General features: G+C 77.1%; 16 protein-coding genes. 5 read left to right on the forward strand and 11 right to left on the reverse strand.

Annotated elements, in window-relative coordinates; all coding sequences use genetic code 11:
• Positions 1-78 precede the first annotated feature (78 nt).
• A complete protein-coding gene (locus MFF61_RS10520) occupies positions 79-951 on the reverse strand; it encodes a polyprenyl synthetase family protein (RefSeq protein ID WP_238235063.1) in 873 nt (290 codons plus the stop codon).
• Between the two features lie 110 nt (positions 952-1061).
• Here MFF61_RS10520 and crtD point away from each other — a divergent pair, with 110 nt between their 5' ends.
• From crtD to atzF, 3 genes are all read left to right on the forward strand, one after another.
• On the forward strand, positions 1062-2582 hold the full coding sequence (gene crtD / locus MFF61_RS10525) for a 1-hydroxycarotenoid 3,4-desaturase CrtD (RefSeq protein ID WP_238235177.1): 1521 nt from the start codon (positions 1062-1064) through the stop codon (positions 2580-2582).
• Positions 2579-3433, forward strand: coding sequence for a carotenoid 1,2-hydratase family protein (locus tag MFF61_RS10530; RefSeq protein WP_238235064.1), 855 nt, complete (start codon positions 2579-2581; stop codon positions 3431-3433). Before crtD ends, MFF61_RS10530 begins: the two co-directional genes overlap by 4 nt.
• Before the next feature lie 99 nt (positions 3434-3532).
• Positions 3533-5329 (forward strand): allophanate hydrolase, encoded by a 1797-nt coding sequence (gene atzF / locus MFF61_RS10535; protein ID WP_238235178.1) that lies wholly within the window; start codon positions 3533-3535, stop codon positions 5327-5329.
• Between the two features lie 98 nt (positions 5330-5427).
• Here atzF and MFF61_RS10540 read toward each other — a convergent pair whose 3' ends face one another.
• Positions 5428-6750 (reverse strand): cobyrinic acid a,c-diamide synthase CobB, encoded by a 1323-nt coding sequence (locus MFF61_RS10540; RefSeq protein WP_238235065.1) that lies wholly within the window; start codon positions 6748-6750, stop codon positions 5428-5430.
• Positions 6751-6812: 62 nt separating this feature from the next.
• On the opposite strand from MFF61_RS10540, the gene MFF61_RS10545 reads away from it, so the two are divergent.
• Positions 6813-7913 carry a cobalt-precorrin-5B (C(1))-methyltransferase gene (locus MFF61_RS10545; protein ID WP_238235066.1) on the forward strand — a complete coding sequence of 367 codons (1101 nt, stop codon included), beginning with the start codon at positions 6813-6815 and terminating at the stop codon, positions 7911-7913.
• A 6-nt stretch (positions 7914-7919) separates the two neighbouring features.
• On the opposite strand, the gene cobM is transcribed toward MFF61_RS10545, so the two are convergent.
• The 3 genes from cobM to cbiE are packed head-to-tail and all read right to left on the reverse strand — an operon-like array spanning position 7920 to position 10491.
• Positions 7920-8690 carry a precorrin-4 C(11)-methyltransferase gene (cobM, locus tag MFF61_RS10550; RefSeq protein ID WP_238235067.1) on the reverse strand — a complete coding sequence of 257 codons (771 nt, stop codon included), beginning with the start codon at positions 8688-8690 and terminating at the stop codon, positions 7920-7922.
• Positions 8687-9235, reverse strand: a complete 549-nt coding sequence (locus MFF61_RS10555; protein WP_306423389.1) for a cobalamin biosynthesis protein — start codon at positions 9233-9235, stop codon at positions 8687-8689. Before MFF61_RS10555 ends, cobM begins: the two co-directional genes overlap by 4 nt.
• A gap of 11 nt (positions 9236-9246) precedes the next feature.
• Positions 9247-10491 (reverse strand): precorrin-6y C5,15-methyltransferase (decarboxylating) subunit CbiE, encoded by a 1245-nt coding sequence (gene cbiE / locus MFF61_RS10560; protein ID WP_238235068.1) that lies wholly within the window; start codon positions 10489-10491, stop codon positions 9247-9249.
• Between cbiE and MFF61_RS10565 the strand changes: the two genes are divergently transcribed.
• Positions 10490-11251: a cobalt-precorrin-6A reductase gene (locus tag MFF61_RS10565; RefSeq protein WP_238235069.1), complete on the forward strand. Its 762-nt coding sequence runs from the start codon at positions 10490-10492 to the stop codon at positions 11249-11251. The two genes, cbiE and MFF61_RS10565, sit on opposite strands and share 2 nt — an antisense overlap.
• Here the strand turns inward: MFF61_RS10565 and cobJ are convergent.
• The 6 genes from cobJ to MFF61_RS10595 are packed head-to-tail and all read right to left on the reverse strand — an operon-like array spanning position 11218 to position 18436.
• Positions 11218-12090 carry a precorrin-3B C(17)-methyltransferase gene (gene cobJ, locus MFF61_RS10570; protein ID WP_238235070.1) on the reverse strand — a complete coding sequence of 291 codons (873 nt, stop codon included), beginning with the start codon at positions 12088-12090 and terminating at the stop codon, positions 11218-11220. The two genes, MFF61_RS10565 and cobJ, sit on opposite strands and share 34 nt — an antisense overlap.
• Positions 12087-12878, reverse strand: coding sequence for a precorrin-2 C(20)-methyltransferase (locus tag MFF61_RS10575; RefSeq protein ID WP_283205987.1), 792 nt, complete (start codon positions 12876-12878; stop codon positions 12087-12089). Before MFF61_RS10575 ends, cobJ begins: the two co-directional genes overlap by 4 nt.
• On the reverse strand, positions 12878-13510 hold the full coding sequence (locus tag MFF61_RS10580) for a precorrin-8X methylmutase (RefSeq protein WP_238235071.1): 633 nt from the start codon (positions 13508-13510) through the stop codon (positions 12878-12880). The genes MFF61_RS10575 and MFF61_RS10580 overlap by 1 nt, the downstream gene beginning before the upstream one ends.
• Positions 13507-14769, reverse strand: a complete 1263-nt coding sequence (locus tag MFF61_RS10585) for a ferredoxin-like domain-containing protein (protein WP_238235072.1) — start codon at positions 14767-14769, stop codon at positions 13507-13509. The genes MFF61_RS10580 and MFF61_RS10585 overlap by 4 nt, the downstream gene beginning before the upstream one ends.
• Entirely contained in the window at positions 14766-18107 is a 3342-nt protein-coding gene (gene cobN, locus MFF61_RS10590) for a cobaltochelatase subunit CobN (RefSeq protein WP_238235073.1), read from the reverse strand. Before cobN ends, MFF61_RS10585 begins: the two co-directional genes overlap by 4 nt.
• Positions 18107-18436, reverse strand: a complete 330-nt coding sequence (locus tag MFF61_RS10595) for a Uma2 family endonuclease (protein WP_238235074.1) — start codon at positions 18434-18436, stop codon at positions 18107-18109. The genes cobN and MFF61_RS10595 overlap by 1 nt, the downstream gene beginning before the upstream one ends.
• Positions 18437-18462: the final 26 nt, after the last annotated feature.

Consider the following 18462-nt stretch of genomic DNA (forward strand, 5'->3'; position numbering starts at 1 on the left):
GCTGCGGGGCAGCCCGCCCCTCCCCGGCATTCGTCGGCCGCCGCGCTCTTCCCTTGAGCGCGAGGATTCCCGCGCCGCCTACGCCGCCAGTTCCGCGGTCACCCGCGCGGGCAGGAACAGCCGGGTCTGGGCCTGGATCTCCTCGCGCAGGCGCTCGGCCCCGCGGCAGTCGGGGATCACCGCCACGGCCTCGCGGGCGAGGTCGGCGAGGCGGTGCAGCGCCCCCTCCATGCCCAGCAGCGCCGCCGCGTTCGGCCGCCCGAGGGTGGCGTCGCGCCCGACCGGCTTGCCGACCTCCTCCTGGCGGCAGGCGACGTCGCGCAGGTCGTCGGCCACTTGGTAGGCCTCGCCGAGATACTCGCCGAGGAGCCGCCACGGCATCGGCTCGGCCCCGGCCGCCGCCGCGCCCGCCACCGTCGCGGCGGCGAACAGCGCCCCGGTCTTGGCCTGCTGGTAGGCCGAGAGGCCCACGCTCGGCTCCGATTCCCAGGCCTGCCCCGCGCAGATGCCGTTCGGCGAGCCGGCCGCCCGGGCCATCAGCCCGACGAGCGCGGCGAGGCGCGTCGGAACGCGCGCGGCGCCGCGCGCCAGGGTCTCGAAGGCGAGCACGATCAGCGCGTCGCCCGTGAGCAGCGCGATCGGCTCGCCGAAGGCCCTGTGCACGGAGGGCTTCTGGCGCCGCATCGGCGCGTCGTCGAAGCACGGCAGATCGTCGTGGACGAGCGAGGCGCAGTGCAGAAGCTCGATCGCGGCGGCTGCCGAGTCGGCGGCGACCGGATCGTCGTCGCCGCAGGCCCGCGCGACCGCGAGGCACAGGCGCGGCCGGATCCGGTGCCCGCCGGGAAACACCGCGTAGCGGATCGCCTCCGCGAGGAGCGGCGGCGCGCCGGGTGCCTCCGCGTGGGCCACGGCTACGTCAAGGGCTCGCTCGATCCGCTGACCGTCGTCCATAGGCGCCTCCCTCGGGGCATCGCGTTCAAGTGTCATTTCGTTTGAACGTCTGAAACTGTCCACTATGATTGACACTATCGGATCGCGAGATCAACGGCGGGGTTGCGGCGGTGGTGCAGGAGCGGGCGGTGGTGATCGGTGCCGGGGTAGGCGGGCTCGCGGCCGCCCTCGGCCTGGCGGCGGCCGGGCTGCCCGTCACCCTGCTGGAGGCGGCTCCGGCCCCCGGTGGCAAGATGCGGCGCGTGCCGGCCGGTCCGCTCTCGGTGGAGGCGGGACCGACCGTCTTCACCATGCGCTGGGTGTTCGAGGAGATCTTCGCCGAGGCCGGGGCCGATCTCGCCGCGCGGGTGCGCCTCGCCCCCGCGGCGATCCTGGCGCGGCATGCCTGGACCGCCTCCGAGCGCCTCGACCTCTTCGCCGACCCGGCCCGCTCGGAGGCGGCGATCGCGGACTTCGCCGGCCCGCGCGAGGCGGAGGGCTTCCGGCAGTTCCGCACCCGCGCCGCCGAGATCTACCGGACGCTGGAAAAGCCCTTCATCCGGGATTTCCGCCCCACCCCCGTCGACCTCGCGATGCGGGTCGGGCCGTGGGGCCTCGGGGACCTGTGGCGCATCCAGCCCTTCGTGACCCTCTGGACCGCGCTCTGCGACACCTTCCGCGATCCGCGCCTGCGCCAGCTCTTCGGCCGCTACGCCACCTATTGCGGCTCCTCGCCCTTCTCGGCGCCCGCGACCCTGATGCTGGTCGCGCATGTCGAACTCGACGGCGTCTGGACCATCGAGGGCGGCCTGTCGCGGCTCGCCCAGGCCTGCGCCGACCTCGCCGCGGAGCGCGGCGCGGAGATCCGCTACGGCGCGCGGGTGCGGCGCATCGTGGTCGAGGGCGGGCGGGTCGCGGGGGTCGACCTCGACGACGGCGAGCGCCTGCCCGCCACCCGCGTGGTGGCGAACGCGGACGTGGCGGCCCTGGCCGCGGGCCTGTTCGGACCGGACGCGGCGCGCGCCGTCGATCCGGTGCCGGCCGCCGAGCGCTCGCTCTCGGCCATCACCTTCGCGCTCGCGGCCCGGCCCGCGGGCTTCCCGCTCGTGCGCCACAACGTCTTCTTCTCGGACGACTACGCGCGCGAATTCGCCGACCTGGCGCACGGCCCGCCCCGGGACCCTACCGTCTACGTCTGCGCGCAGGCGCGCGGCGATGACGGGCCGGAGCCCGAAGGCCCCGAGCCCCTGCTCTGCCTCGTCAACGCGCCGGCCCGCGACGGCCCCGCCGATCCGGAGGAGATCGCCCGATGCCACGCCACCATGACCCGGCGCCTCTCGGCCTGCGGCCTGACGCTGACGGAGGAGGCCCGCACAACGACCACCCCGGAGGATTTCGCGCGGCTCTTCCCGGCGACGGGCGGGGCGCTCTACGGCCGTGCCTCGCATGGATGGATGGCCTCGTTCCGGCGGCCGGGGGCGCGCACGCGGCTGCCGGGGCTCTACCTGGCGGGGGGGAGCGTCCATCCGGGGCCGGGCGTGCCGATGGCGGCGCAGTCGGGCCGGCTCGCGGCGGCGAGCATCCTGCAGGACCTCGCTTCGACGCGCCCGTCGCCCCGGGCGGCTACGCGTGGTGGTACGTCGACGGGGTGAGCGACGACGGCCGCCACGGCCTCACGGTCATCGCCTTCCTGGGCAGCGTCTTCTCGCCCTACTACGCCTGGAGCGGCTGGCGCGACCCGCTCGACCATTGCGCCGTCAACGTCGTGCTGTACGGCTCCCCCGGCCGCTGGGCCATGACCGAGCGGCGCCGCCGCAGCGTGATCCGCGACGCCCGCACCCTCGCCATCGGCCCGAGTTCCCTCGAATGGGACGGCACGGCGCTGCGCATCCGGGTCGCGGAGGTGACCGCCCCCCTGCCCTCGCGCCTGTCGGGCACCATCACGGTGCGGCCGGAGGGGATCACGCCCGGCCCCTTCACCCTCGACGCCGAGGGGCGCCACCGCTGGTGGCCGCTCGCGCCGGCCTCGCGGATCGAGGTGGCGCTGGAGCGCCCGGCCCTGCGCTGGCAGGGCCACGCCTATTTCGACACCAACGACGGCGACGGGCCGCTGGAAGACTCTTTCCGGAGCTGGACGTGGTCGCGCTCCACCCTGCGCCGCGGCGCGGCGATCCTCTACGACGTGCTGCGCCGGGACGGCTCCCGCCAGGACCTCTCGCTGCGCTTCGACCCGGACGGCACGCCCCGGCCGATCGAACCGCCGGTGCCGGCCGCCCTGCCCCGGACGCTCTGGCGCCTGCCGCGCGCGACGCGCAGCGACGACGGCGCCGCCGCGGTGCTGCGCCGCTTCGAGGACGCGCCGTTCTACTCCCGCTCGCTCCTCTCCGCCCGGATCTGCGGCGAGCCGGTGCAGCCGGTCCACGAGGCCCTGGACCTCGACCGCTTCCGCCACCCGCTGGTGCGGCTGATGCTGCCGTTCCGGATGCCGCGCGCCGTCACGTGAGGCCGGGCGCATGGCGAGGCCGGGCTCCGTGAGGCCCGGCTCTTGCCTGTGCGGGCGCGGCGGCGCCAATTGCGCCGGGGTCAAGGACGGGTGCGCGTGATGCTGCCGGCGGTGTTCGATCTGACGCGTCTTCGGGCGCTCTACGCGTCGGGGGCGTTCACCCCGCTCGATCTCGCGGCGGCGCTCGCCGAGCGGATCGCCGCCGCCGACCCGGCCGCGTTCATCACGCCCGTCTCGCCGGCCGCCCTGCGGGAGGCGGCCGCCGCCCTGATGGCGCGGGCGCCGGAGCCGGGCTCGCTGCCGCTCTGGGGCGTGCCCTTCGCGGTCAAGGACAACATCGACGTGGCGGGCCTGCCCACCACCGCCGCCTGCCCGGCCTTCGCGTTCACGCCGGAGACGGATGCGGTGGCGGTGGCGCGGCTCAAGGCGGCCGGCGCGCTCGTGGTCGGCAAGACCAACCTCGACCAGTTCGCCACCGGGCTCAACGGCACCCGCTCGCCCTACGGGGCGCCCCGCAGCGTGTTCGATCCGGCCTTCATCTCCGGCGGGTCGAGTTCCGGCTCGGCGGTGGCGGTGGCGGCGGGTCTCGCGGCCTTCGCGCTCGGCACCGACACGGCCGGATCGGGCCGGGTGCCGGCGGCCTTCAACAACCTCGTCGGCCTCAAGCCGAGCCGCGGCCTCATCAGCACCACCGGCCTCGTCCCGGCCTGCCGCAGCCTCGACTGCATCTCGGTCTTCGCGCTCACGGTCGGCGACGCGGTCACGGTGCGGCGGGTGGCGGAGGGCTTCGATCCCGCGGATCCGTATGCGCGCCGCCCCGCGCCGCGCGCCCTTCCGGCCGCCCCGCGGATCGGCGTGCTCGCGGGGGCCGAGCGGGAGTTCTTCGGCGATGCCGAGGCCGAGCGTCTCTACGACGCGGCCTGCGCCCGGGCCGAGCGCCTCGGCTGGACCCTCGTGCCCTTCGACTACGCGCCGTTCCGCGAGGCCGCGAGCCTGCTCTACGACGGCCCCTGGGTGGCCGAGCGGCTGGCGGCCATCGAGGCCTTCGCGACGGCGAACCCGGACGCGATCGACCCGGCGGTCCGCCGCATCGTCGAGTCGGCCCGGGCCTACTCGGCGGTGGATGCCTTCCGGGGCCAGTACCGGCTGGAGGCGCTGCGCCGGCAGACCGAGGCGACCTGGGCCGCGGTCGATGCCCTGCTGCTCCCCACTGCCCCCACCACCTATACGGTCGAGGCGATGCAGGCCGACCCGATCACGCTGAATGCGCGGCTCGGCCTCTACACCAACTTCGCGAACCTGCTCGATTGCGCGGCCATCGCCGTGCCGGCGGGGTTCCGGCCGGACGGGTTGCCGGCCGGCGTCACGCTGGTCGGCCGCGCCTTCTCGGACGACGCGCTCGCGCCGCTGGCGGATGCGCTCCACCGCGAGGCCGCCCCGGGCCTCGGCCGCCTGCGCGAGGCGGCGCTGCCGGAGGAGAGCCGGGTCGCGCCGCCCGCCGACGGGCGCATCCCCCTGGTGGTGGTCGGTGCCCATCTCACGGGCCTGCCGCTCAACCGCGAACTCACCGATCTCGGCGGCCGCCTCGTGCGCGCCGCGCGCACGGCGCCGGATTACCGCCTCTACGCGCTGCCCGGCACCACGCCGCCGAAGCCCGGCCTCGTGCGCGCGCCGGGCTTTGCCGGCCCGGGCCTCGCCGTGGAGGTCTGGTCGCTGGACCCCGCCGCCTTCGGGCGCTTCGCGGCGGCGATCCCCGCGCCGCTCGGCATCGGCCGCATCACGCTCGAGGACGGCACGGCGGTGTCGGGCTTCCTCTGCGAGGCGCATGCGGTGGCCGAGGCCGAGGAGGTCACGGAGTTCGGCGGCTGGCGCGCCTACGTGGCGTCGCGGCGCTGAAGGGGGGCGACGGCCACTGCGCCGAAGATGACACTCGGGACGTCCTCCACGACCGGTCCGGAATCCGGCGCGGGCGAATCAGCCACCGCTCCCCGGTCTCACCGCGGCCCGATCAGGTGGAAGAAGCTGCCGCTGACCTGTCCGCGCCGGTGCCCGGCGAGGCCGAGCGGACGGTCCTCGCCGTCGGTGACGCGGGCGAGCGCCTCGGTCTCGTCCGGTGGGGCCGTCAGCTCGCTCGCGTAGTGGAATTCGTGCCCGACGAGGCGCGCGCCCGCGCGGCCGAGCGGGCCGTCGGCGAGCAGCGTCGCCACCCGGTAGCCGAGATGCAGCTTGCGCCTTGCGTACGAGGTGGCGACCGGCAGGAGGCCCGCCATCGCGTGGCGCACGCCCTCCGCATCCTCCAGCCCCTCGCCGAGCACCATGTAGCCGCCGCATTCCCCGTGGACCGGGCGGGTGCGGGCGAAGGCCCGCAGGCCGGAGAGGAAAGTATCGGCGGCCGCGAGGCGCCCGGCCTGCAACTCCGGGTAGCCGCCGGGCAGCCAGCAGGCATCGCAGGCCTCCGGCGGCGCCTCGTCGGCGAGCGGGGAGAAGAGATGAATCTCGGCTCCCGCCGCCCGCCAGCCCGCCGCCATGTGCGGATAGACGAACGAGAAGGCCGCGTCCCGCGCGAGCGCGATGCGCTGGCCGGGGGGCGGCGGCAGGGCGCCGGAGGCCGGCGGCACCCGGCCTGCCGCCGCGGCGGCGATCGCGTCGAGGTCGAGCCCCGCCTCGGCCAGTTCCGCGAGCCGGTCGAGGCGGGCCGCGAGGTCGCCGGTCTCCTCCGCCTGCACGAGGCCGAGATGGCGCTCGGGCAGCACGAGGCTCGCGTCGCGCGCGAGCGCCCCGAGCACCGGCAGGCCGACCCGGGCGAGGCCGGCCTCGACGAGCCGCCGGTGGCGCGGGCTCGCGACCTTGTTGAGGATCACCCCGGCGACGGTGAGCCGCGGATCGTACAGGCGGCAGCCGAGCGCCACGGCGGCGGCCGATTGCGCCGCCCCCGACACGTCGAGGACGAGGATCACCGGCCAGCCGTAGCGGGCCGCCACGTCCGCGTTGGCGCCGCTGCGGCCCTCCGCCGCCGCCACCCCGTCGAACAGGCCCATCGAGCCCTCGGCCACCACGAGGTCGGCCCCCTGCCCGGCCATCCCGGCCGCGGCGTCGAGCAGCGCGTCCGTCATCGCGAAGCTGTCGAGGTTGACGCTCGGGCGGCCCGTGGCGGCGGCGTGGAAGGCCGGGTCGATGTAGTCCGGCCCGCACTTCGCCCCGGCGACGCGCAGGCCCCGCCGCGCCAGCGCGCGCAGGAGCGCGAGGGTCACGGTGGTCTTGCCCGACCCCGAGCGGGGCGCGGCGACGAGCAGGCCGCGGGCGGCGGGTTCGGTCACGGCGGGATCTCCAACGAGGGGCGCCTTTTACCCCGGCGCGCCCGGGTGATACCACGCCGCCCATGGACGACACCCGACCGAGCGGCCCCCTGCGGCGCGGCTGGACCACCGGCGCCTGCGCGGCGGCGGCGGCCAAGGCCGCGTGGCAGGGCCTGCGCACCGGCGTGTTCCCCGATCCGGTCGCCATTCCCCTGCCGGGCGGCGCCCGCCCGGCCTTCGCGCTGGCGCTGGCCGAGCCGGTGCCGGGCGGCGCCCGCGCCGGGATCGTCAAGGATGCGGGCGACGACCCGGACGTCACCCACGGCGTCCTCGTGGTCGCCACATTGCGCCCCGGCCCTCCCGGTTCGGGCGTCGTGTTCAGGGCCGGCGAGGGCGTCGGTACCGTGACCCGGCCGGGCCTGCCGCTGCCGGTGGGCGAGCCCGCCATCAACCCGATGCCGCGGCGCATGATCGCCGCGGCCCTGGCCGAGGCGGCCGAGCGCACGGCCCCGCCCGATGCGGTGGTCGAGATCGCGATCCCGGGCGGACAGGCGCTCGCCGCCCGCACCCTCAACCCGCGCCTCGGCATCGTCGGCGGGCTCTCGGTGCTCGGCACGACCGGCATCGTGGTGCCGTACAGCTGCGCGGCCTGGATCGACACGATCCACCGCGGCATCGACGTGGCGCGCGCCTCGGCCCTGACTCACGTGGCGGGCGCCACCGGCTCGACCTCGGAGGCGGCGGTGCAGCGGATGCACGGGCTCTCCGACCCCGCCCTCATCGACATGGGCGACTTCGCGGGCGGCATGCTGAAGTACCTGCGCCGCCACCCGGTGCCCCGCGTCACGGTGGCGGGCGGCATCGCCAAGATGGCGAAGCTCGGCGCCGGGCTTCTCGACCTGCATTCCCGGGCCGGCCCGGTCGACCTCGCGTGGCTGGGCGAGCGCCTCGCCGAGGCCGGCGCCGGCCCGGACCTCGCCCGCCGCGCGCTCAGCGCCAACACGGCCCTCGAAGTGCTGCAGATCGCCCGCGCCCACGACCTGCCCCTCGGCGACGTGGTCGCCCGCCACGCCTGGGCCACGGCCGCCCGGGCCCTCGCGGGTGCCGGCATCGCCCTCGAAGTGGCGGTGTTCGACCGCGACGGCGGCCTCGTCGGTCACGCGCCGTTCCATCCGGCGGGGTGAGGCGGCTCAGCCGCCGACGGCGCCGCCCGGCCGGAACCGCCGGTCGTAGCCGGCCGCATAGAGTGCGCTCTCGCGAAAATCCTCCGCCCCGAGGGCGGGTCCCACCAGGATCAGCGCGGTGCGCTCCAGGCGCGCCTGCGCCGCCTGACCCGCGATGCGCGCGAGCGTGCCGCGCAGCACCCGCTCGTCGGGCCAGGAGGCGCGGTAGACCACGGCCGCCGGACAATCGGGCCCGTAATGCGGGATCAGCTCGGCGGCGATGCGGTCGATCACGTGGATCGAGAGGTGGAGCGCCAGCGTCGCGCCCGTGGCCGCGAAGGCCGCCAGCCGCTCGGCCTCGGGCATCGCCGAGGCCCGCCCGCTCGTGCGGGTGAGGACGACGGATTGCGCCACCTCCGGCACGGTCAGCTCGCGCCCGAGCGCGGCGGCCGCCGCCGCGAAGGCCGGCACGCCGGGGGTGAGCGTGTACGGGATGCCGAGCGCGTCGAGTCGCCTCGTCTGCTCGGCCAGCGCGCTGTAGAGCGACAGGTCGCCCGAATGCAGCCGCGCCACCTCCTCGCCCCGCGCATGCGCCGCCCGCATCTCGGCCAGGATCGCGTCGAGGTCGAGCGGCGCCGTGTCGATGCGGCGGGCGCCCGGCGGGCACCACGACAGGATCTCGGGCGCGACGATCGAGCCCGCATAGAGGCAGACCGGGCAGCGCGCGATCAGGTCGCGCCCGCGCACCGTGATGAGGTCGGCCGCGCCCGGGCCGGCGCCGATGAAGTGGATGGTCATGCGGTGTCTCCCGCGCTCGTGGCGGCGCGCGCGAGCGCGCAGGTGGCGCCGGGGCTGGCGATGCGCGCGAGCACCAGCCGCCCCTCCGGTCCGGCGGCGGCGAGCGCGGCCGCCTCGGCGAGCGAGCCCACGCCCCGCAGGGCCTCGATGCGGCCCGAGCGCGTCAGCCCCCGCCGTCCGGCCTCGCGCAGATCCTCGACGCCGATGCCGACCACCGCGACCCCGAGCGCGGCCGCCGCCGCCTGCACGGCGGCCTCCCCGGCCCGGTCCTCGGCGGTGGCGAGCGCCCCGAGCTGCCCGGCCGCGCAGCCCGCCCGGTCGAGTGCGTCGCGCACCAGCGCGGCGATCTCCTCCGCGCCGGTCGCGTGCCGGAAGCCGACGCCCGCGATGACCGGCGGGCGGGCGGCGTCCGCAGCCGAGGGATCCGGGGCAGAGGCGACGCGCGGGGGCGGCCCGGGCGGGGCGCCCTCGCCGGGCGTGCGCAGGACCCACGGTGCCGGAAAGGGGACGCCGCGGGTGAGGAACGGCGGGCCTCCCGCGACCATGCCGGCGCCCCTCACCGCTTCGTCGCCGCCCACTGCGTCACCGGCATCGCCGGGCGCCAGCCATGCATCGCCCCGACCGGCTCGGCGCGGGCGATCGCGATCCGGCGCAGCGTGCCGCCGTGGCGGCGATGGGCCTCGATCAGCACCGGCTCGCTCTCCAGCGTGACCGCGTTGGCGACGACCCGCCCGCCCGGCGGCAGCGCCGCCCAGACGGCGGCGATCACCGCCGGGTCCGAGACCCCTCCCCCGATGAAGGCCGCATCCGGCGGCGGCAGGCCGTCGAGCGCCGCGGGCGCCCGCCCGCGCATCACGGTCAGGTCCGGCACGCCGAGCGCGCGCGCGTTGCGGCCGATCCGCTCCGCCCGTGCCTCCTGCGCCTCGATCGCCACCGCGCGGTTCGCCGGATGCCGCAGGCACCACTCAATCGCCACCGAGCCGGAGCCCGCGCCCACGTCCCACAGGCGCTGCCCCGCCCGCGGCCGCAGGGCCGCCAGCGTCACCGCCCGCACCTCCGCCTTGGTGAGCTGGCCGTCGCTCTCGAACCACGCATCGTCGAGGCCCGGCGCGAGCGGGATCACCCGCGCGTCCGGACCGGCCGCGACCGCCACCGCCACGACGTTGAGCTGGTCGATCTCCGTCTCGGCAAAGCCGGCGGCGGTCGCCTCCCGGCGCCGCTCGCGCGGCCCCCCCATCGCCTCCAGCACGGTGAGGCGCGACTCCGGAAAGCCCCGCTCCGCCAGGAGGGCCGCGAGGCGCTCCGGCGTCGTCCCGTCCCACGACAGCACGATCAGCCGCGCGCCGGGCTGGAGATGCGGGATCACCCGCTCCAGCGCCCGCCCGTGCACGGTCAGGCAGGCGCATTCCGCCAGCGGCCAGCCGAGCCGCGCCGCCGCGAGGCTGAAGGCGGAGGCCTGCGGGAAGCAGACGATCTCGGCCGCCGGCACCAGCCGGGCGAGTTCGGCCCCGATGCCGTAATGGAACGGGTCGCCCGTGGCGAGCACGCAGGTCGGTTGTCCGCGCCGGGCCAGGATCGCCGGATAGGCGTCGTGGATCGGGCTCGGCCATGCCAGCGTCTCGGCCGCGAGCGGGGCCGCCAGCGCGAGGTGGCGGCGGCCCCCGACGACGAGGCTCGCCGCATCGAGCGCCCGCGCGGCGGCGGGCGACAGCCCCGCCCGGCCCTCCTCGCCGATGCCGACGATGGTCAGCCAGGGACTGCCGCTCGACAGGCGGTCCGGCTCAGGAGAGAAGGCCTTCATGCGCATCCTCCTGCTCGGCGGCACCACCGAGGCGAGCGGCCTCGCGCGGCGGCTCGCCGCGAACCCGGACTTCCGGCCGATCCTGTCGCTCGCCGGCCGCACCGCGTCGCCGGCCGCCGCGCCGATCGAGACCCGCATCGGCGGCTTCGGCGGCGCGGAAGGCCTCGCCGCGTGGCTCGCCGCCGAGGGCGTCGCGGCCGTGGTCGATGCCACGCACCCTTTCGCGCAGGTGATCTCGCGCAACGCCGCCGCGGCCTGCGCGGCGCTCGGCCTGCCCCTTCTCGCCCTGCGCCGCGCCCCCTGGCCGGCGCGCGCTGGCGACCGCTGGCAGGAGGTGGAGAGCGTCGCCGCGGCCGCGCCGGCGCTGGGGGAGATGCCGCGCCGCGTCTTCCTCACGGTGGGGCGGCTCGAACTCGCGGCCTTCGCGGCGGCCCCGCACCACGCCTACCTCGTGCGCACCATCGAGCCGGTCGGCGATGCGCTCGCCCTCCCCGACCTCGCCGTGATCGAGGCCCGCGGCCCCTTCTCCGAGGAGGCCGAGCGCGACCTGATGCGCCGCCACCGCATCGACGTGCTGGTGACGAAGAATTCCGGCGGCACCGCCACCTACGGCAAGGTCGCGGCGGCCCGCGCGCTCGGCCTGCCGGTGGTGATCGTGCGCCAGCCCGAGGCGCCCGCGACCGCGCGGGTGGAGCGGCCGGAGGAGGCGCTGGCGTGGCTCGCCGCTCATCGCGCCGCCTCCACCCGCCGGCTGGTATAGACGAAGGGCGGCGCGCCCTCGCGCGGGACGAGGCGCGTCGCGCTCGACCCGATGATCACCAGGGTCGCCATGTCGGCCGGCGCGTCGCGCGCCTCCGCGAGGGGAAGGATGCGCAGCGACTCGTCCGGCCGGCCGATCGCGCGGGCGAGGATCACCGGGGTGTCGGGGGCGCGGTGTTCGGCCGCGTGCCCGAGCGCGGCGCCGAGCTGCCAGGGCCGCGCCTGCGAGATCGGGTTGTAGAGCGCGATCACGAGATCGGCCCGCAGCACGGCGTCGAGCCGCGCCGTGATGACCTCCCAGGGCTTCAGGTTGTCCGAGAGCGAGAGGGCGCAGAAATCGCCGCCGAGCGGCGCTCCGGCCCGCGCCGCCGCGGCCAGCATCGCGGTGATGCCGGGCTCCACCGTGATCGGCAGCGCACGCCACGCGGGGTCGCCCCCCTCCAGCGCCTCGAACAGGGCCGCCGCCATCGCGAACACGCCGGGATCACCCCCCGACACCACCGCCACCCGCCGGCCCACGGCCGCGAGTGCGAGCGCGTGGCGCGCCCGCTCGACCTCGACCCGGTTGTCGCTGGCGTGGCGCACGAGCCCGGGCCGCTCCGGGATGCGGGCGACGTAGGGCGCGTAGCCGATCAGGTCGGTGGCCGCCGCCAGCGCCTCGGCGGCGGCGGGCGTGAGATAGCGCGGATCGCCCGGGCCGAGCCCGACGACGCAGACCGCCCCCCCCGGGCTCCGCCCCGGCCCAGCAGGGGCTCCGCCCCCGGCCCCGGCGGGGGCCGCCGGCCCCTGCATCCCGGCCCCGGCAGGGGCCGCCGGCCCCTGCACCACGGGGCCGCTCATGGCCGGCGGCCTTCGCCGGGCACCAGCACCATCGAGAAATAGGGCGCTTGGTCGTCGGGCTTGTCGGCCAGGAGCGCGATGCGCTCGCCCGCCATCGTCCCGCGCTCCACGTAGACCGCGCGGCCGAGCAGGCCCGCTTCGGCGAGCGCCGCGCGCACCTTCGGCAGGTGGCGGCCGAGCTTCATGATCACGGCCGCGTCGGTCTCTGCGAGGCGGCGGGCCAGCACGGCGGCGGGCAGCGTCGCGGGCAGCACGGTGAGCACGTCGTCGCCCCAGGTGATCGGCGTGCCCGCACGGGTCCAGCAGCCCGACATGCCGGTGACGCCCGGCACCACCTCGACCGGGAAGCGGTCCTTGAGGCGGCGCCACAGATGCATGAAGGAGCCGTAGAAGAACGGGTCGCCCTCGGAGAGGATCGCCACGTCGCGACCCGCCCCGAGTTCGTCCGCCATCCTGGCGGCCGCCTCGTCGTAGAACCGCGCCAGCGCCGACACGTAGGTCGCGTCGTCCGGCGGCAACTCGGTCGTGTACGGGTACGCGAGCGCCCATTCGCGGGCGGGATCCTGCACCACCGCGTCCGCGATGGTGCGCGCGTTGCCCCGCCGGCCCGCCTTGCAGAAATGCACGAGGTGGTGGGCGCGCTCCAGCACCCGCACGGCCCGCACCGTCAGGTAGTCCGGGTTTCCCGGCCCCATCCCGACGCCGTAGAGCGTGCCGGTGACGACGGCCGCCGGCCGCGCCCCCTCCTCCGCGGCGCCCGCCCGCGGCAGGTCCGTCACCCCGTCCATCACTCGGCCTCGCTCGCGAGCGCGTTCACGGCCGCCGCCGCCATCGCGCTGCCGCCGCGGCGCCCGCGCACGATCAGGAACGGCACCCGGCCGTCCTCGGCGAGCGCTTCCTTCGATTCGGCCGCCCCCACGAACCCCACCGGCACGCCGATGACGGCGGCGGGCGGCGCCACGCCCTCGTCGAGGAGTTCGAGCAGGCGGAACAGCGCGGTCGGCGCGTTGCCGACCGCCACCACCGCGCCGGGCAGGCGCTCGCGCCACAATTCCATCGCGGCGGCGGTGCGCGTGGTCCCGAGATCCGCGGCGAGGCCCGGCACGCGCGGGTCGCCCAGCGTGCAGACCACCGCGTTGCCGGCGGGCAGCCGCGCCCGCGTCACCCCGTCCGCCACCATGCGGGCATCGCACAGGATCGGCGCGCCCGCCCGCAGCGCCGCCTCGCCGGCCTCCGCGAAGCCCGGGGAGGCCACGACGTCGCGCGGCAGGTCGGTCATGCCGCAGGCGTGGATCATCCGCACCACCACCCGCTCGGCCGCGCCCGCGAACCGCGACAGGTCCGATTCCGCGCGGATGATCGCGAAGGACCGGGCGTAGATCGCGGCGCCGTCGCGGATGTAGTCGAGGCGCGTGCTCATGCGGGCTCCCGGTCTGGGTGGAGGGCGGCTCCGGGGCTGTTTAGCCCCTCAAGCACCGCCTCGAAAGTGAGCACCATCGCCTCCGGGTCTCCGGCGTGTCCCCCATGCACCACCCCGTAGCGCCCGTCCGGCCGGCCGACCAGCGTCAGGTCGGCCCGGCCCGGATGCGCGCAGCCCTTCGGGCAGCCCGAGACGTGGATGCGGCCCGCCGGCCGGGGCCCGAGCCGCGCGGCGAGCCGGGCCGCATGGGCCTGCGCGGGCGTGCCGCCGGACGCGCAGGCCGGCGCCCCCGGGCAGGCCGCCACGGCCCGGCGCGGATCCTGCGCCGCGACGATCAGGTCCAGGTCCCGCGCGGCCGCATCGAGGGCGGCTGCGGCGGGCGCGTCGCGGGCGACCAGCATCACGCCGCGCCAGGGTGTCAGGCGCAGGCGTCCGTCGCCGTGGCGTTCGCTCAGGCCGGCGAGGGCGGCGAGGAGGGCGGCGCCGCAGCGCCCGAACGGGAACTCGGCGAGCAGGGCCGGACCGCCCTGCGGCAGCGGATGCGGGCCGGGCGGCGGCGGCTCCTCCGGCGGCGGCGCGGCGGCGGGCGCGAGGCCGGCGGCCGCCAGAAGCTCCGCGCGCGCCATCTCGCCGAGGTCCCGCAGGCGCCGCGCGCCCGAAGCCGCGAAGCCGCGCAGCAACGCCGCGAGGGCGTCCGTGAGCAAGACATCCGCCATGGGCGCCGTCCAGAGCGGACCGCCGGCGGTCGCGAGCGCGACCCTCCCGGATCGAGGTGCGGGCAGCAGCTCGGGCGCGTGATCGGACGGGCCGACCGCCCGAACCCGGATGTCGGCCTCCACCGCCCCGAGCCCCCGCCCCTCCACCGCCACCAGCGCCTTCGCGGGCAGCCCCGGGACCGCGCGGCCCGCCGCCTCGATCGCCTCCACCAGCTCCATCAGCGCCGGGTCGAGCGTCGCCAGCGGCGAGACGAGCGTGAGGCGCTGCGGACCGCCATCCGCCCGCACGTCCCCGAGGCCGGCCTCCGAGAGGCGCGCGGCGATCAGGCCATGCGTCCGCTCGGTCACGCCGCGGATCTGCAGGTTGGCCCGGGCCGTGACGTCGATGAGGCCGTTGCCGAGGGCCGCGGCCTCGGCCGCCGCGCGGGCCTGCGCCGCGCCGAGCACGCCCGCCGGCGGATGCACGCGCACGAGGAGCCCGTCCCCGGTCGGCATCGGCCGGCCGATGCCGGGGCACCAGCCGCGGCGCGGCGCGGGCTTCATTCCGCCGCCTCCCGGGCGTCGAGGGCCGCGAGCGAGTTGCGCCGGCTGTGCCACAGGCCGCGGCGGCGCAGGTCCTCGAAGCGGTCGAGGATCGCCTGGGCGACCGCCGGATTGGCGGCCTCCACCTGCTCGAACACGGCGGGATCGCCCACATAGGCGCCGTAGAGCCGGTCGAGATCGGCGCCGCTCACCGCATCCGTGGTCGCGGCGAGCACGAAGACCGCGTCGAGCCCCTGCGCCAGTTCCTGCGCGCCGCGCCAGCCGTGGCGCAGCTGCGCGGCGATCCAGCGCGGATGGGCGAGCCGGCCCCGCACCAGCCGGGCCACGTCCTCGGCCACGCTGCGGGCCCGGGGCGCCTCCGGCCGGCTGACGTCGAGGCTGTAGAGGGCAGGCGCCGATCCGGCGAGCGCGGCCGCCGCCGCGAAGCCCCCGAGCGCGTCCGCCGCCGCGTCGCCGTCGAGGAGGTCGCGCTCCGCCACGTCGAAGGCGTGCACGAAGGCGTCAGCCCCCGCGACGCGGGCCGCGAAGTCGCCGTCCCCGGATGCGCCCTGCCCCGACTCGCCCTGCCCCGAATTTCCCTGCCCCGAATTTCCCTGCCCCACGGAGGCGGCGGTCGCGTCGAGATAGGCCCGGGCGAGGTCGGCCCGCTCGCTCCAGGATCCGTCGAGGGCGAGGCCCCCGGCCCCGGCCCCGTAGCGGCCCGGGGCGGCGCCGAAGACCCGCACGAGCGTCTCGCCCCGGCGGCGGGCGGCGGCGAGCGGGTTGTCCGTCTCCTCCTCCTCGCGGGCCGCCACCGCGCGGGCGGCCTGGTCGAGGAGCGCCATCGCCTCCGGGAAGGTGTCGCGGAAGGCCCCCGAGACCCGCACCGTCACGTCGATGCGCGGCCGGTCGAGGAGGGCGAGCGGCAGCACCTCGAACCCCGTCACCCGCGTCGAGGCATGATCCCAGGTCGGGCGCACGCCCATCAGCGCCAGCGCGTGGGCCACGTCCTCGCCCCCGGTGCGCAAGGTCGGCGAGGCCCACAGGTCCATGACGATCCGGGCCGGGTACTCGCCCTCGTCCTGCAGGTAGCGGCGCACCACCTCGGCCGCCGCCCGCTCGCCGAGCAGGCTCGCCGCCCGGGTCGGCAGCGCCCGCGGGTCGAGGGTCGCGAGGTTGCGGCCCGTGGGCAGCACGTCGGTGCGCCCGCGCGCGGGCGAGCCCGCCGGCCCCGGGCGCACGAAGCGCCCGTCGAGGGCCGCAACGAGCCCCGCCCGCTCGCCCGCCCCGCAGGCGGCCTGCGCCTCCGGCGCCTGCCCGAACACGTGCAGGCCGTCGCGGATCGTCACCTCGGCGAGGTCGCACAGATGCGCGTCGAGCGCGGTCAGCGCCTCCTCCAGCGGCGTCGCGCGGTCGATGCCCGCCGCCGCGAGCAGGCCCGCCTCCTCCGCGCGCTCCAGGATGCCCGCGGCGATCAGCCCGGCCCGGCGCGGGTCGAGCACGGTGGCGGCCGCGTATTCCTCCACGAGGTCGCGCAGCGCGCCCGCCTCTGGGTCGAGCCCGGCGGCGGCGGTCTCGGGCGTCAGGTGGCCCACCGTCACGGCGCCGAGCCGGCGCTTGGCCGGCGCCGCTTCGCCGGGATCGTCGACGATGAACGGATAGACCACCGGCAGCGCCCCCACCGCCAGCGCCGGCCAGCACTGGGCCGAGGGCGCCACCGCCTTGCCGGGCAGCCACTCGGTGGTGCCGTGGGTGCCCAGATGCACGAGTGCGTCGCAGGCCGTGCGCAGGCCGAGGTAGAAGGCCAGATAGGCGTGGGTCGGCACCGCGTCGGGGTCGTGGTAGGCGGCCTTGCGATCCTCCGACCGGCCGCGGTCCGGCTGGAGCGCGACGAGCACGGCGCCGGCCCGCACGGCGCGGAACCGGAAAGCGCCGTCGCGCAGCACCGGGTCCTCCTCCGGCGCGCCCCAGCGTTCCGCCAGCGCGTCGCGCAGCGCGGGCGGCTGCGCGGAGAGCCACGCCCGATAGGCGTCGAGCGGCACCGCGACGTCCGCGCTCCCCCCTGTCAGGGCGCGCATCAGCGCCTCGGGCGAGGGGATGTCCGACACCGAGAAGCCCTCGGCCGCGAGGTGATCGAGGATCGCGACCGCGCTCGCGGGCGTGTCGAGGCCGACCGCGAACCCCGCCCGCCCGCCGCGTGCCGGGTAATCGGAGAGCACGAGGGCGAGGCGCCGCGCGGGCCTCGGCGTGCGGGCGAGCCGGACCCAGGCGGCGGCGCGCGCGGCGGTTGCGGCGATGCCGGCGAAATCCGGCACCGCCCGGCGCTCGGCGAAGCCGTCGAGGCGGCGCACCTCCTCCTTGAAGGAGATCGGGAAGCCGGACAGCCGCCCGTCGAATTCCGGCAGGGCCACCTGCATGGCGAGGTCCGCCGCGCCCAGGCCCCGCGCCGAGGCCGCCCAGGCGGCCCGTGGCGCGCCCACCGTGAAGGCCTGGATCACCGGGCAATCGGCCGCGTCGAGCACGAAATCCGCATCGTCCCGCGCCGAGAAGGCGGTGGCGGCCACGATCACGTCCGGCGGGCGGGCCTTGATCGCCTCCCGCACCGCCGCCGCCGCCTCCGGGTCCTTCAGGCTCGCCACTGCCACGATCACCGGCGCCAGCCCCTGTGCGTGCAGCGCCGCCGCCAGCGCCGCGGCGGGCGCCGTATCGCCGCCCAGGATCGCCGAGCGGTAGACGAGGACGAGGGCGGTGCCGCTGGGATCGGGTGCGGGCCGGGGCGGCACCCGCGCGACCTCCATCACCCCGCAGCCCGGGCACCAGCCAAAGCCCCGCGGCAGCGCCTGCGGCGGCTCCGCCGCGACCGGGTGGCCGAGTTCGGCCGCGATGCGGCGCAAAAGCCGGCGCAGGTTCTCCGGCCCGCCGGCCCGGAAATAGCCGTCGAGGGCCGCGCGCAGCGCCGGCGCGACGGTGCTGTGGGCGTCGAGGCGGGGATCGGGCCGGTCGTCGCCGGGCAGCACCGCGAGCGGGATGCCGCCCACGCGGCAGATCTCGGCCACGCGCTCGATGCCGTAGCGCCAGTAGTCGAGGCCGCCGAGGCAGCGCACGAGGACGAACCGCGCCCGTGCCACCACGTTGTCCGCGTAGAGATCGACCGAGAGCGGGTGACGCAGGGCCGCGAGCTTGGCGAGCCGCAGGCTCGGCATCGCGGCCGCCCGGCTCTCCTCGGCCTGCGCGAAGGCGAGCCCGGCGAGGTCCGAATCGGTGAAGGACAGGGCCACGACATCGCCGGGCGTCTGGCCCAGATCCACCGCCGCCTCGCCCTCGTCGAGGGAGACCGTATCGACCCGCAGGAGATGCATCAGGCGTCGGGTCCGGGGACGAGACGGGGCTCGGCGGCCGTCAGCCCGTTGGGGTCGCGCGCGCCGCAATCCACGCCGAGATCCGGCCGGCGGATCTGGCCCGGCAGCGTCTCGATGCTGCCGTCGCCCGTGAAGGGGAGGCACGGCGTGCCGCTCAGCCGGGTGCGGAACTCGGCCAGCAGGTTCACCACGATGTCGTCGTGGACGTTCCGGGCGCCCGCCATCGGGCGCACCGGCACCCCGCCCACGCGTTCGCAGCGCGCCTCCTGGCGCTCCTGCCAGGCGAAGAACTCCTGCACGGTCCAGCGCCGCGCCGCGGGCTCCGGCATGATGCCTGCTCCCTCAAGACCCGGGG

It is taken from the genome of Methylobacterium isbiliense (assembly GCF_022179325.1).
In the GTDB taxonomy this organism is placed as follows: Bacteria; Pseudomonadota; Alphaproteobacteria; order Rhizobiales; family Beijerinckiaceae; genus Methylobacterium; species Methylobacterium isbiliense.

Coding starts and splice junctions, on each gene's coding strand:
- MFF61_RS10555 (WP_306423389.1), bottom strand. CDS start 9,235: ATGGTCGCGGGAGGCCCGCCGTTCCTCACCCGCGGCGTCCCCTTTCCG.
- cobJ (WP_238235070.1), bottom strand. CDS start 12,090: ATGAGCGGCCCCGTGGTGCAGGGGCCGGCGGCCCCTGCCGGGGCCGGG.
- atzF (WP_238235178.1), top strand. CDS start 3,533: ATGCTGCCGGCGGTGTTCGATCTGACGCGTCTTCGGGCGCTCTACGCG.
- MFF61_RS10565 (WP_238235069.1), top strand. CDS start 10,490: ATGCGCATCCTCCTGCTCGGCGGCACCACCGAGGCGAGCGGCCTCGCG.
- MFF61_RS10545 (WP_238235066.1), top strand. CDS start 6,813: ATGGACGACACCCGACCGAGCGGCCCCCTGCGGCGCGGCTGGACCACC.
- MFF61_RS10595 (WP_238235074.1), bottom strand. CDS start 18,436: ATGCCGGAGCCCGCGGCGCGGCGCTGGACCGTGCAGGAGTTCTTCGCC.
- cobM (WP_238235067.1), bottom strand. CDS start 8,690: ATGACCATCCACTTCATCGGCGCCGGCCCGGGCGCGGCCGACCTCATC.
- cbiE (WP_238235068.1), bottom strand. CDS start 10,491: ATGAAGGCCTTCTCTCCTGAGCCGGACCGCCTGTCGAGCGGCAGTCCC.
- MFF61_RS10580 (WP_238235071.1), bottom strand. CDS start 13,510: ATGAGCACGCGCCTCGACTACATCCGCGACGGCGCCGCGATCTACGCC.
- MFF61_RS10520 (WP_238235063.1), bottom strand. CDS start 951: ATGGACGACGGTCAGCGGATCGAGCGAGCCCTTGACGTAGCCGTGGCC.
- MFF61_RS10575 (WP_283205987.1), bottom strand. CDS start 12,878: ATGGACGGGGTGACGGACCTGCCGCGGGCGGGCGCCGCGGAGGAGGGG.
- MFF61_RS10585 (WP_238235072.1), bottom strand. CDS start 14,769: ATGAAGCCCGCGCCGCGCCGCGGCTGGTGCCCCGGCATCGGCCGGCCG.
- cobN (WP_238235073.1), bottom strand. CDS start 18,107: ATGCATCTCCTGCGGGTCGATACGGTCTCCCTCGACGAGGGCGAGGCG.